Here is a 12,882-nt window from a genome sequence, read left to right as displayed (position 1 = left end):
GGCGGATGGCCCCTGGCTGATGTCTCGTCAGGCCTCATACCCTTCGCGATGCGTCGCGTTGATCGTGCGCAGCAGCTCGCGAAAGGGAATGTCGCGCTCGTGTTTCTTGAACAGCGGCATGAAGTCGAGGTCGCCGCCCTTCCCTACGCCGCTGTAGGTTCCCGACGTCATCGATTCGTGCAGCGCGCGCAGCATGGTGTCGAGCGTGTTGAGATAAGGCGTGTAGACCGAGGCTTCCTCGTCGTCGTGCTCGAGACAGGCGCGCAGTTCGTCGACCTCGTACACGGCTTCGTGCACCAGATCGATCAGTTCGTTGAGGTCTTTGGCTTTTTTCATGGCGTGCGATTTCTGGAACAAAACGTAAGGATACCGTCATGTTCGGACTGACGGAACGTCGCATAACGTCCTACAAATTCAAACTGGCCGGGTTGTGGGTGCAGCCTGATCGACGCGGGGCAATGCGCAGCAGACTGCATGGCCGCCCTGCCGGCTTGATGGCATGATGACGGACATGTTCTTCGAAGTCGCCGGGATCACCGTTCCGCTCTGGGTGCCGCCGCTGGTGGCTTTCATCATCTCGTTCTTCACCTCGATGGTCGGGGTATCGGGCGCGTTCCTGCTGCTGCCGTTCCAGATGAGCGTGCTGGGCTATGTGACCCCCTCGGTGTCCGCAACGAATCTCGTTTTCAACCTGGTGGCAATCCCATCCGGCGTCTGGCGTTACGCGCGCGAACGCCGCATGGACTGGCGGCTGGCCTGGGTCATCGCTGCCGGCACGCTGCCGGGCCTGCTGGCGGGCTGGTGGCTGCGCGTCCATTGGTTGCCGGACCCGCGCGCCTTCAAACTGTTTGTCGGCCTGGTGCTGCTGGGCCTCGCCGTCCGCCTGATGCTGAAGAAACACCATTCAGACAGGCCGCCAACGGCGCCCGCCATGCCGGACAGCCGACGGCATCATCTGCCGGTTTTTGCCATCGCTCTGGTCGTCGGCGTCATCGGCGGCACCTATGGCATCGGCGGCGGCGCGATCATGGCACCGGTGCTGGTGGCGCTGTTCGCGCTGTCGCTGCATCAGGTCGCAGGGGCGGCCCTGTTTGGCACCTTCGTGACGTCTGTGGCGGGTGTGGCGCTGTATCAGCTCATGCCCGGCCCACCCGGTGTCGAGACGCGTCCCGACTGGATGCTCGGCATGCTGTTCGGCGTGGGGGGCGTGGCCGGCATGTATGCCGGCGCCCGGATGCAGAAGCATGTGCCGCAGCGCGCGCTCGAACTCGGGCTCGCCCTGGTGCTGGCGCTGCTGGCGGGCGGTTATGTGGGCGGATACGCGCTGGCCAGCCTGCACTGAATCCGCTTGTGCGCAGCCCGCCTCCGCAGGCGCCACCCGCATGCACGAAAAAACAGGGGCACGCAGCCCCTGTTTTTTTGCTTACACAAAACCGCTCAGCGCTTGACCGGTTTGGCGGCGATTTCCTCCAGCCGGCGTGCCTTGATGACCTGGCCGTTGAGTGCGGCATCCTTGGCGCTGCCGCCGTAGGCCACCACCATCAGCTGGCTGTAGTACATCACCGGGATGTCGAACTTGGTGCCATAGCGCTTGTTGATCTGGCCCTGATAGATCTCGACGTTGGCCTGACACAGCGGGCACGGCGTGACGATCATTTCGGCGCCGTGGTCGTAGGCCGATTCGACGATGTCCTTGATCTGCGCCTGCGCCTTCTCGGGCTCGGAGAACGCCAGCGCGCCGCCGCAGCAGGTCACCTTCTGCTCGTACTCGGGAATCGATTCGGCGCCGACCATTTCGACCATCTTGTCGAGGTAGACCGGGTTCTCGAACGATTCGCCGGCGACGCCGAACGGACGGTTGGTCTGGCAGCCGACGTAGCCCGCGATCTTGACGCCTTCGAGCGGACGCACGACATGCTTCGCCATTTCGTCGAAGCCGAGGTCCTCGATCAGCACTTCCACCATGTGGCGGATGTTGGGCATTTCGTTGATCGTGAGGCCGGCTTCCTTCAGCGCTTCGCGCGTATCGGACATCAGCGTGTCGGAGTGGGTCAGGCGTTCGCGCGTCTCGCGCGCGCCCAGCCAGCAGGCGGCGCAGGTGGCGACGATCTCCTGCCCGGGCAGGTGCTGCTCGGACAGCGCGAAGTTGCGCGCATTCAGGACGTGGCGCGGCAGTTCGCCGGCTTCGGCATAACCGATCGACGCGCCGCAGCAGTTCCAGTCGGGTATCTCGGTCAGCTTGACGTCGAGCGTCTTGCACATCGACTCGACCGAGGTCAGGTAGTTGGAGGCGGAAGCGCCCTTCTGCGACGAACAACCGGGGTAAAACGCGTATTCATGTTTGGCCATGTCTGTCTCTCTCCTCAGCCCGCCAGCTTGGCGGTCTTGCGGGTACGCTCGATTTCGTAGGCTTTTGCCAGCATTGCCTGGATGCCCTTCTGGTCCTTGCACTTGTGGCCACCGAGCAGTTCCATCACGTTCAATCGCCCGGCCTTGACCAGGCCCAGCGCGACCGCCTGCATCGCCATGCCGTTCTTGATGCCCTGGACGAAGCCGTCCTTGAAGTACAGGCCCATCGACAGCTTCAGTTCGTTGACGCGGCCGGTCTTGGTCGCGTTTTTCCAGAACAGGCCCGAGAAGAAGCGCGTGGCCTGCATCTTCGGCGCCATGCCGAGCCGGTGCGCGTATTCGGCGATGCCGTGCATGATGTGGGTGATCGGCAGCTTCCTGGGGCAGCGCACGATGCAGTTGTAGCAGGACGTGCAGTTCCACATCGAGCTGGAGGTCAGCACTTCCTCGCGCTTGCCGGCGCGGATCATCATGAAGAGCTCCTGTGGCGGATGCTCCCACGCCGATTGGAAATTGGTCGGGCAGGAACCGGAGCAGACGCCGCATTGCATGCACATCTTCACCCAGTCGCCCATCTCGACCTGTTCTTCGATTTCCTTCAGGAAATTGTTGCGGTATTTCTCCGCCACTGCGGTATTTGCGCTCATGCTGATCTCCTGACTAGAAGCCTTTGAACGGGCTGGGGCCGACAGCAACCAGCTCGGCGGCGTACTTGTTGATCATGTCGGGCACCCGTTCGATGTCGGTGATGGCGACTTCGAGATCGCGCACACGTTCCTTTTCCAGGTTCAGCGTCTTCAGCGTGTCGTCGATCTTCGACAGCCGCACGCGCCCCAGTTCGGAGCCCTTGACGAAGTGGCACTGGTATTCGTCGCCGGACTTGCAGCCCATCATCATCACGCCGTCGTAGCCGGCGTTCAGCGCATCGGTGATCCAGATGGTGTTGACCGAACCCAGGCAGCGGATCGGAATGATGCGGACGAAAGCCGAATACTCGTTGCGGCTCATGCCGGCCATGTCGAGCGCCGGGTAGGCGTCGTTCTCGCACGCCAGGATCAGGATGCGCGGCTTTTCGGAAAACTCGTCAGGGATGTCGACCGCCTTGATCTGCGCGCCGACGGTGTTGACCGAGTAGTTCTCGAACGAGATCACGCGCACCGGACAGGCGCCCATGCAGGTGCCGCAGCGGCGGCAACGCGATTCGTTGAACACCGGGAAGCGCTTTTCGTCCTCGTCAATGGCGCCGAACGGGCACTCGACCGTGCAGCGCTTGCACTGGGTGCAGCCTTCCAGACGCACTTTCGGGAACGACAAATCCCCAGACCGCGGATGCGCGGCGCGGCCGAGTTCGGCGTTTTCCAGCGCCTGGATCGCCTTCAGCGCAGCACCGGTTGCATCCTCGCGCGCCTGCGCGATGTCCATCGGTCGACGTACCGGGCCGGCGGTATAGATGCCGGTACGGCGGGTCTCGTAGGGGAAGCAGATGAAGTGCGAGTCGGTGAAACCCTGCTTCAGTTGCGGTACGTCCTTGCCCTGGCGGTAGGTCAGGTTGAGGATGGAAATCGGTTTGACTTCCACCACGCCCTCTTCCGCTTTCTCGGCCACCGCATCGATGTTGATGCCCGAGTTCGCCACCTGGCCGGTTGCCAGCACCACCAGGTCGACATCGGCCATGGCCGCATCGGTGTCACCCAGGATCAGGTCCTTGAATTTCACCGTGCTGGTGTTGCCGTTCGGCACCACTTCGGCCACCTTGCCCTTGGTGAAGATGACGCCCTTCTCCTGCGCGCTGCGGTAGAAATCCTCGCCGTTGCCGGGCGTACGCAGATCCGTGTAGATGATCGTGGTGTCGACCGCCGGATTGGTGTCCTTGAAATACATCGCCTGCTTGATGCTGGCGTTGCAGCAGAAACCCGAGCAGTACGACAGGTGCGTGCCAGTCGGATCGCGCTGGCCGGCACACTGCACGAACACCACCGATTTGACCGGCTGGCCATCGCTGGGCCGGCGGATCACACCATCGCCCGCCGCGGCGGTTTTCGCCAGCGCTTCGAGCCCGGCCTGGTCGACCACGTTGGGCGACTTGCCGCCGCCGAGTTCCGGCAGCTTGTTCATGTCATACAGCGTGAAGCCGGTCGCCTGCACGATGGCGCCGATGTCCTCGGTGTGGCTCGCACCCGATTCGGTGGCGATGTCGACCACGAAGCGTCCGGGGGCGCCGTCGGTTTTGGCGATGGTGGCGTTCAGATACAGCTTGATGTTGCTGTCGCCCATCACCTGCGATACCAGGTCAGCCACGCCGGTGTCGGCGGGCGACTTGTAGGGCTCGTGCACCGGGGTGCGCTTGTAGAGCATGCCGGCCCAGCCGCCGAGCGCGCCGGATTTCTCGACCAGCACCACCGGGTAGCCGGTCTTCGATGCCTCGATCGCGGTGGTCATGCCGGTCACGCCGCCACCGACCACCAGCAGGGTCTTGCTGCCGCCGGTGTTGGGGTTGCCGCCGGGCGCGGTCATCGCCTTCACTTCGGCGCAGCCCATGCGAATGTAGTCTTCCGCCATTTCCTGCGTGGTCTCGCGCGCCTCGTCGGTGTCGGGGCGAATCCAGACCACGCCTTCGCGCAGGTTGGCGCGCGCCACCGCGTTTTCGGGAAAGTGGAACGCCTCGGTCTTGGCACGGCGCGAACAGGCGCCAATCATTACGTGGGTCACGCCCTCGTTGGCGATGTCGTTCTTGATCATCGCCACGCCGTCGGCGTTGCACAGGAAATCATGCGTCTTCGCCATCGGCACCTTGCCGTCCTTCTGTGCGATCTTGACCAGCGCGTCCGTGTCGAGACGCTCGCCCAGTCCGCAGCCCTTGCAGATATACGCTGCGACTTTGATGTCAGCCATTTATGCCTCCGCCTTTGCGACTTTGTTGACCACCTGAATCGCGCGCAATGCGGCAGCGGTCGCCGATTGCACTGCACGGTTCACGTCCAGCGCGTTCGACGCGCAGCCGGCGCCGAATACCGCGCCGTTGGCCGGATCGGCTTCGATGAAGCCGCTCGAATCCGCGACGATGTGGCCGGGAATGTTGATGCCCTTGACCGAGGGCTCCATGCCGACCGCCAGCACCACCAGGTCGTGCGGCGTCATGTAGCGCTTGTAGCCTTCGGTATCGACGCCATGACATACCGCGTTGCCGTGCTCGTCTTCGGTAATCTTGGCGACCTTGGACTTGATGAAGCTGACCGACGCATCGGCCTGAACTTTTTGATAGAAATCCTCGAAGCGGTCGATTGCGCGGATGTCGATGTAGTAGATGGTCGACTTGCCGTCTTCCGGATATTTCTCGCGCACGTAATGCGTCTGCTTCAGCGACGCCATGCAGCAGATGCGCGAACAATGACGCAGGTGGTTCTCGTCGCGCGATCCGGCGCATTGGATGAAGGCGATGTTCTTCGCTTCCTTGCCGTCCGACGGACGCAGGATCTTGCCGCCGGTCGGGCCATGGATGTCGGCCAGGCGCTCGAACTCGACGCTGGTGATCACGTTCTTGAAGCGGCCGTAGCCGTAGGGTTGAATCTTCTTCGCGTCGTAAGGCTGCCAGCCGGTTGCCCACACCACCGCGCCGGCCTTGACCTGGATCGTTTCCTCTTTCATGTCGAGGTCGATCGCGCCGTATTTGCAGGCGGCTTTCGCGCGGTCGGCATCGGGCGTGCCAATGATCGCCGGATCAAGCACGAAGCGCTGCGGATAGGCCATCGCGTTCGGCAGATAGGCCGCCTTGTGCTGGCCGAGGTTGTAGTTGAAGGGGTCGTCGACCATCGTGTCCACCGCGCGCCCGCAGTCGCCGCAGGCGGTGCAGTTCTCGTTCACATAGCGCGGCTTGATCTTGATGGAGGCGGTGTAGTTGCCTGTGCTGCCTTCGATGCCGGTCACTTCGGCCAGCGTCAGCACGCGGATGCGCGGATTGCCCTTGAGACGGCGCAGGTTGATTTCCAGACCGCAGGTGGGGTGGCACAGCTTGGGAAAGTAACGATACAGCTGGGAAGTGCGTCCGCCCAGTGCGGGATTTTTCTCAACCAGGACCACGTTCTTGCCGGTTTCGGCCGCCTCGAGTGCAGCGGTCATGCCGGAAATCCCGCCGCCCACCACGAGAATCGTCTCGTTGGTCGCAACATGCTCCGTCATTGTGTTTCCTCCATCCGATGGATGCAAATTATTCGAAGCCGCCCGAAAGACCGCCCGGGCAGCCGGGTTTTTAGCCCGAAATTCAATCCTTGGAATGGTACTCCGAAGCCCCGGCCCGCCGCCACGGGCAAGTCTGCTATCTCAATCGAAGTTTTCTATGCGGGAATAAAGGAAGTGTTGATGGTGCGGCCGTACCAGCCGAATTCATAGCCAGGCAAAAAAACGGGCGAGGCCGCAGCCTCGCCCGTCTCGCCTGCAGGAGGTGCTCAGCTACCGATCACGCCGCCGTCGTCCTTGCTGATGACGATCACCGACGAGCGCGGCTTGGACACGCCGTTGGCGCTTTGCGTGGTCGGGCCGTTGGCGCCGTTGTCGGGCCAGGACGAGTTCTGGGTGTAGCCGAGTTCCCAGTCTTCGCCCGGGTGCTGGATGCCGACGAACATGGTCTTGCCGTCCGGCGTTGTCACCACGCCGGTGACTTCGGCGTTGGGCGGCGCAGTCAGGAAGCGGCGGGTTTCGCCGGTGACGGGATCAGCGCACATCATGACGTTGCCGCCGATATTGACCCAGTCGCCCTGGGCGTTGCCCGCCTGGTCGGTCTGGATCCACAGACGGCCGTCCGGGTCGAACCACAGGCCGTCCGGCGCACCGTAGTCGTCGCCGTTGATGTTGCCTTCGTAGCCCACGGTCTGGCCGCCGAATTCGCCCGGCGTGTAGCTGGCGCCCAGCGTCTTGGCGGTGGACTTGTCGCCGCACTGCACGAACAGATCCCACTCGAAGGTGGTGGCGGTGACGCGGTTGCCCGTCTCGCGCCAGCGCACGATGTGACCGTAGTCGTTGTCGGGACGCGGATTGGATGCATCGACCGCCGGGTTGGCGCCGCCGGCGCTGTTGGCGCCATTGGGATTGTTCGACGACACCGGCGTGTTGCCGCGGCGACTGTTGTTGGTCATGGTCATGTAGACCTCGCGCGTCTCGGGATGCACCGCGCCCCACTCGGGACGGTCCATCATGGTCGCGCCCAGGCGGTCGGCTGCCTGGCGGGTTTTGATCAGCACCTCGCCCTGGTCGGCAAAGCCGTTCTCCGGCGTCAGGCCGTTCTGGCCCCACAGCAGCGGCAGCCAAACGCCCGAGCCGTCGGCGTTGAAACGTGCAACGTACAGCGTGCCTTCGTCCAGCAGGTTGCGATGGTGGCGCGAACGGTTGTCGCCGCGCGTGTCGTACTTGCCCTTAGCAACAAACTTGTACACGTACTCGTTGCGCTCGTCGTCGCCCATGTAGACGGCGAGGTTGTCGCGGTTATCCGTCACCACCCAGGCGCCTTCGTGCTTGAAGCGGCCGAGCGCCGTACGCTTGACCGGCGTGCTCTTTGGATTGAAGGGATCGATTTCCACCACCCAGCCGAAGCGATGCGGCTCGTTGGGGTTCACCCGCACGTCGAAGCGCGGGTCGACTTCATGCCAGCGGTAGCCGAAGCCGGTCCGGGTCACGCCATAACGCCGCTCATTCGGGGTCTGGGTCAGCGCTGCTTCGTTGGTGCCGAAGTAGCCGTTCCAGTTTTCCTCGCAGGTCAGGTAGGTGCCCCAGGGCGTATGGCCGTGGGCGCAGTTGTTCAGCGTGCCCAGCACCACCATGCCGCTCGGGTCGGCGGCGGTTTTCATCAGCGCGTGGCCGGCCGCAGGGCCGGACACCTTGATCGGCGTGTTGCCGGTGATGCGACGGGCATACTTCGACGGACGCTGCACTTCCCAGCCGCCCTTGCGGTGCGGCTTGATCAGTTCGGCAATGCTGACGCCGTGTGCCGCCTGCTGGGTGCGCGCACGCTCCAGCGTCATGATGTCGGTCGCATAGGTCAGGGTGTTGTGCACCAGGCCCGGGTCGTTGTATTCGTTGTTGGCGACCAGCAGGCCGCGCTTGCTGCCCTCGCGCTCCGACTGCGAGAACGGGAAGAAATGCATGCCGTCGGTGTTCGCGCCATAGGTGCGCAGCTGCACCGCCTCGGTCATCTCGGTCGCCGGATCCCAGTGCGGACCGGACGACAGCGCATCGCCCCATGCCAGCACCACGCGTGCGCTGTAGCCATCGGGCACCGTGACCGCATCGGTCATCGGCAGCGTGCTGGCGGCAACCGGGGTAAAGCCGATCAGCGGTTTGTGGGTGTGTCCTTTGCCGCCCTTGGCGAGCGCGCTGGTGCTCAGAGTGCCCAGACCCGCGCCGGCAAAGGTCGCCAGCGTAGCCGTCCCGAGCGAGCATTTGAGGAAAAAGCGGCGGCCGTGATCGCAGTTGTCGATCACATCCTGCATCGACGGATTCGTCGACGGGTTGTTCGATTCGTCATTGGAAAACATGTGGTTCCTCTCGCGTTGAATAGGGAAATGCAACGCGAACACCCATGTCCTTCGATCCCGTGCCTCGCGTGCACAGGCACTTTAAAAACCCGGGGTGACAGCTTGATGAAGAATCGCGGACAAATGCATGTCCGCTAGCGCTGCGTCAGGAATCAGGGACGCAGCAACGCGGCGCGCCGGTCAGACGTGCGGCGTGACCGGCGGCAGGATGGACGCCGGCGCAGCCTCGACGGCGACGATATCGAACTGCATCGTCGCGAGGTCGGCCATGATGTAGGTGGGCGGGTTGCCGACGCCACCCACGGTGCCGGGGTTGATCAGCCAGGTGGTGGTGCCCTTGACGGTGGCGACCTGCGCGATGCTCGACTTGTGGTCGTGGCCGCAACAGACGAGGTCGTAGTCGCCGGTGCAAGCGAGCGCCTGTGCGTAGTGGGGATAGTGCACTAAGAACAGGTTGCGGTCGGCCAGCGTGATCGCGGCGTCCTGGCCGTGGTAGCGGATCACGCTGTTGGGCTCGGCAGCGAGTCGGCCCATGTTGTAGAGGTCGCCGGTGTTGTTGCCGTGGATGACGTGCACCGGCAGTTCGTATTTCTGCAGCACCCGCAGCGTGGTCGGCGCGACCACGTCGCCGCAGTGCAGCACCGCTTCTGCCCCGTTCGCCTTGGCGTGCTCGACCGCCGCGCCGAGCAGGCGCCGGTTGTCGTGGGAGTCGGAGAGGATGCAGATTTTCATGGTTGATCAGGGTGCAGGAGCTAGGGGTTAGGAGCCAGGGATTAGGGGGCCTTGTGCGGCTTCGCCGCATTTCATGAATTCACGAGGCGCGGCGAAGCCGCTCATCCCCTAGATCCTAAATCCTAAAAAGCCGGCTTATCCTTGGCGTTGTTGTAGCGCTCCACGCCGGCGAGGATTTCGGCGCGGGCGTCGTCGATGCCGACCCAGCCGTCGACCTTGACCCATTTGCCGTTTTCGAGATCCTTGTAGTGCTCGAAGAAGTGGGAGATCTGCGCCAGCAACAGCGGCTGCAGGTCTTCGGGCTTGTTGACGCCCTTGTAGAGGCCACACAGCTTGTCGACCGGCACCGCCAGAAGCTTGCCATCGACGCCGGCTTCGTCGGTCATCTTCAGCATGCCGACGGGACGGCAACGCACCACCACGCCGGTAATCAACGGGATCGGGGTGATCACCAGCACGTCGACCGGGTCGCCGTCTTCCGACAGCGTGTGCGGGATGTAGCCGTAGTTGCAGGGGTAATGCATCGCGGTCGACATGAAGCGGTCGACGAACATCGCGCCGGATTCCTTGTCGACTTCGTACTTGATGGGTTCGCCGTGGGCGGGGATTTCGATGATGACGTTGAAATCGTCGGGCAGGTTGCGGCCGGAACTGACGCGGTCGAGGCTCATGGGATTCAGGGCTGAAAACGGGAAAGGCGGGATTATACCTGCCCGCCATCGGGCTCCGCTCCCCCGTATAATTCGACTTTTTGCATGCTGTTTTCCCCCACCGTCCCTTCCCCTGGCCACCGCCAGTCCGGCCTTGCCGGCGCCGCCGATGCGCTCTATCTCGCCGAGCTGGCGCGCCACGCCGCGCCGCTGGCGGTGGTGTGCGCGAGCGCGTGGGACGCGAACCGGCTGGCCGAGGAATTACGCTGGTTCGACCCTCAATTGCGGGTCTGCGCCTTCCCCGACTGGGAAACCCTGCCCTACGACACGTTTTCGCCGCATCCGGACCTCATTTCCGAGCGGCTGGCGACGCTATACCAGATTTCGCGCGGCGAGTTCGACATCGCCGTGGTCGCGCTGTCCACCGCGCTGTACCGGCTGGCGCCACCGGCCTTCATGGCCGCCCACACTTTCTTCCTCAAGCAGAAGGACACGCTCGACGAAGCGGCCTTCCGCGCGCAGATGATGCTGGGCGGCTACACGCATGTGAACCAGGTGTTCGCGCCGGGCGAGTTCTCGGTGCGCGGCGGCCTGATCGACCTGTTCCCGATGGGCAGCGCCCTGCCCTACCGCATCGACCTGTTCGACAACGAGATCGAGACGCTGCGCGCGTTCGACGTCGACACCCAGCGCAGCATCTATCCGGTCAACGAAGTGCGGCTGTTGCCCGCGCGCGAATTTCCGCTCGACGAAACCGGCATCACCCGCTTCCGGCAGAATTTCCGCGAACGCTTCGAGGGCGATCCGTCGAAATCCAAGCTGTACAAGGACGTCAGCAACGGCCTTGCACCCGCTGGAATCGAGTATTACCTGCCGCTATTTTTCGAAGACACCGCCACGCTGTTCGACTACCTGCCGAAACAAACCCGCATCGTCGCGCACGGCGCGCTCGACCCGGCCGGGCAGGCGTTCTGGACCGATGCCCAGGGCCGCTACCGCCTGCTGTCGGGCGACAAGGACCGGCCGCTGTTGCCGCCCGCCGAGCTGTTTCTGGCGACCGACGCCTTTTTCAGTCTGGCCAAAACCTACGATCGGCTCGATGTGGAACAGAGCGGCAGCGGGCTGGCGCATGCCGTGCCCCCGATTTCGGTCGACCGCCGCGAGGCGCACCCGGTCGCCAAGCTGCAGCACTTCATTGACGGTTTTTCGGGCACGGTGCTCATCGTCGCACCCTCGGCCGGGCGGCGCGAAACCCTGCACGAATACCTGGCAGAACATGGCCTCGAGGCGACGCTCGTCGACAGCTGGGCCGACAGCCGGTCGCACGCTACGCGCATCCTGCTCACACACGGCCTGCTGGCCGAAGGCTTTGTCACAGCCGACGGAAAACTTGCCGTCATCACCGAAACCGAGCTCTACGCGATCCCGCCGAAGACGCGTCGCGCGCGCGAAGCCCGTGCGACGCAAATCGACAACCTGCTGCGCGACCTCTCCGAGCTCAAGCCCGGCGACCCGGTGGTGCACGCGCAATACGGCGTCGGCCAGTACCTCGGCCTCATCAACATGGACCTCGGCGACGGCGACACCGAGTTCCTCCAGCTCGAATACGCCAAGGGCGACAAGCTCTACGTGCCGGTCGCCAACCTGCACCTGATCTCACGTTATTCCGGTGCAGGCGAAGGCGCGGCGCCGCTGCACAAGCTCGGCACCGACCAGTGGGAAAAGGCGCGCCGCCGCGCGATGCAGGCGGCGCGTGACACCGCGGCCGAACTCTTGAACCTGTACGCACTGCGTGCGGCGCGCGAAGGCCATGCGTTCAAGTTCTCGCTGCACGACTATGAAGCCTTCGCCGAGGGTTTCGGCTACGAGGAAACCCCCGACCAGGCGGCTGCGATCGCCGCGGTGATGGCCGACATGCAATCGGGCAAGCCAATGGACCGGCTGGTGTGCGGCGACGTCGGCTTCGGCAAGACCGAAGTCGCGCTGCGCGCCGCCTTCATGGCGGTAATGGGTGGCCACCAGGTCGCGGTGCTGGTGCCGACCACGCTGCTGGCCGAACAGCATTTCCATAATTTTTCCGACCGCTTCTCGGCCTGGCCGATCAAGCTCGCCGAGCTGTCGCGCTTCCGCAGCCCCAAGGAACAGGCTGCAGCCTTGCAGGCGCTGGCCGACGGCAAGCTCGACATCGTCATCGGCACCCACCGACTGATCCAGAAGGACGTCAAGTTCGCCCGCCTCGGCCTGGTGATCCTCGACGAGGAACACCGCTTCGGCGTGCGGCAGAAGGAACAGCTGAAGGCACTGCGTGCCGAGGTGGATGTTCTTACTTTGACCGCAACGCCGATCCCGCGCACGCTGGCGATGTCGCTCGAAGGCATCCGCGATTTCTCGGTGATCGCGACGGCACCGCAGAAGCGGCTGGCGGTGAAGACCTTCGTGCAGTCGTTCTCCGGCGGACTGATTCGCGAAGCGGTGCTGCGCGAATTGAAGCGCGGCGGCCAGGTGTATTTCCTGCACAACGAAGTCAGCACCATCGAGGCCATGCGCGAGCGGCTCGAAAAGCTGCTGCCGGAAGCGCGCATTCGCGTCGGCCACGGCCAGCAGGGCGAACGCGAACTGGAACAGGT

General features: G+C 63.8%; 10 protein-coding genes. 2 read left to right on the top strand and 8 right to left on the bottom strand.

The window, feature by feature from the left end; genetic code table 11:
* Positions 1 to 27: 27 nt before the first annotated feature.
* On the bottom strand, positions 28 to 336 hold the full coding sequence (locus Q8R61_RS09950) for a hypothetical protein (RefSeq protein WP_305536752.1): 309 nt from the start codon (positions 334 to 336) through the stop codon (positions 28 to 30).
* Between the two features lie 163 nt (positions 337 to 499).
* On the opposite strand from Q8R61_RS09950, the gene Q8R61_RS09945 reads away from it, so the two are divergent.
* A complete protein-coding gene (locus Q8R61_RS09945) occupies positions 500 to 1,342 on the top strand; it encodes a sulfite exporter TauE/SafE family protein (RefSeq protein ID WP_305536750.1) in 843 nt (280 codons plus the stop codon).
* A 95-nt stretch (positions 1,343 to 1,437) separates the two neighbouring features.
* Here Q8R61_RS09945 and Q8R61_RS09940 read toward each other — a convergent pair whose 3' ends face one another.
* The 7 genes from Q8R61_RS09940 to ppa all read right to left on the bottom strand — a co-directional run bounded on the left by Q8R61_RS09940 (position 1,438) and on the right by ppa (position 10,276).
* A complete protein-coding gene (locus Q8R61_RS09940; protein WP_305536748.1) occupies positions 1,438 to 2,349 on the bottom strand; it encodes a CoB--CoM heterodisulfide reductase iron-sulfur subunit B family protein in 912 nt (303 codons plus the stop codon).
* Positions 2,350 to 2,363: 14 nt separating this feature from the next.
* Entirely contained in the window at positions 2,364 to 2,996 is a 633-nt protein-coding gene (locus Q8R61_RS09935; protein WP_305536746.1) for a 4Fe-4S dicluster domain-containing protein, read from the bottom strand.
* A gap of 13 nt (positions 2,997 to 3,009) precedes the next feature.
* Positions 3,010 to 5,241, bottom strand: a complete 2,232-nt coding sequence (locus Q8R61_RS09930) for an FAD-dependent oxidoreductase (RefSeq protein WP_305536744.1) — start codon at positions 5,239 to 5,241, stop codon at positions 3,010 to 3,012.
* Positions 5,242 to 6,525, bottom strand: coding sequence for a CoB--CoM heterodisulfide reductase iron-sulfur subunit A family protein (locus Q8R61_RS09925; protein WP_305536742.1), 1,284 nt, complete (start codon positions 6,523 to 6,525; stop codon positions 5,242 to 5,244). It lies immediately after the preceding gene.
* A gap of 266 nt (positions 6,526 to 6,791) precedes the next feature.
* The gene (locus Q8R61_RS09920; RefSeq protein WP_305536740.1) at positions 6,792 to 8,873 is read right to left on the bottom strand and encodes a PhoX family phosphatase; all 2,082 of its coding nucleotides are present in this window, start codon (positions 8,871 to 8,873) and stop codon (positions 6,792 to 6,794) included.
* Between the two features lie 180 nt (positions 8,874 to 9,053).
* Complete coding sequence (locus Q8R61_RS09915) at positions 9,054 to 9,605, bottom strand: metallophosphoesterase family protein (protein ID WP_305536738.1); 552 nt, start codon at positions 9,603 to 9,605, stop codon at positions 9,054 to 9,056.
* Between the two features lie 122 nt (positions 9,606 to 9,727).
* Positions 9,728 to 10,276, bottom strand: coding sequence for an inorganic diphosphatase (gene ppa, locus Q8R61_RS09910; RefSeq protein ID WP_305536736.1), 549 nt, complete (start codon positions 10,274 to 10,276; stop codon positions 9,728 to 9,730).
* 84 nt (positions 10,277 to 10,360) lie between these two features.
* Between ppa and Q8R61_RS09905 the strand changes: the two genes are divergently transcribed.
* Positions 10,361 to 12,882 (top strand): transcription-repair coupling factor (locus tag Q8R61_RS09905; protein ID WP_305536734.1); only part of this gene is annotated, 2,522 nt, incomplete at its 3' end.

This window comes from Thiobacillus sp., assembly GCF_030696885.1.
GTDB lineage: Bacteria > Pseudomonadota > Gammaproteobacteria > Burkholderiales > Thiobacillaceae > Thiobacillus.
Note: the sequence above shows the minus strand (reverse complement) of the source record. Positions and strands in the feature narration are given on the sequence as shown.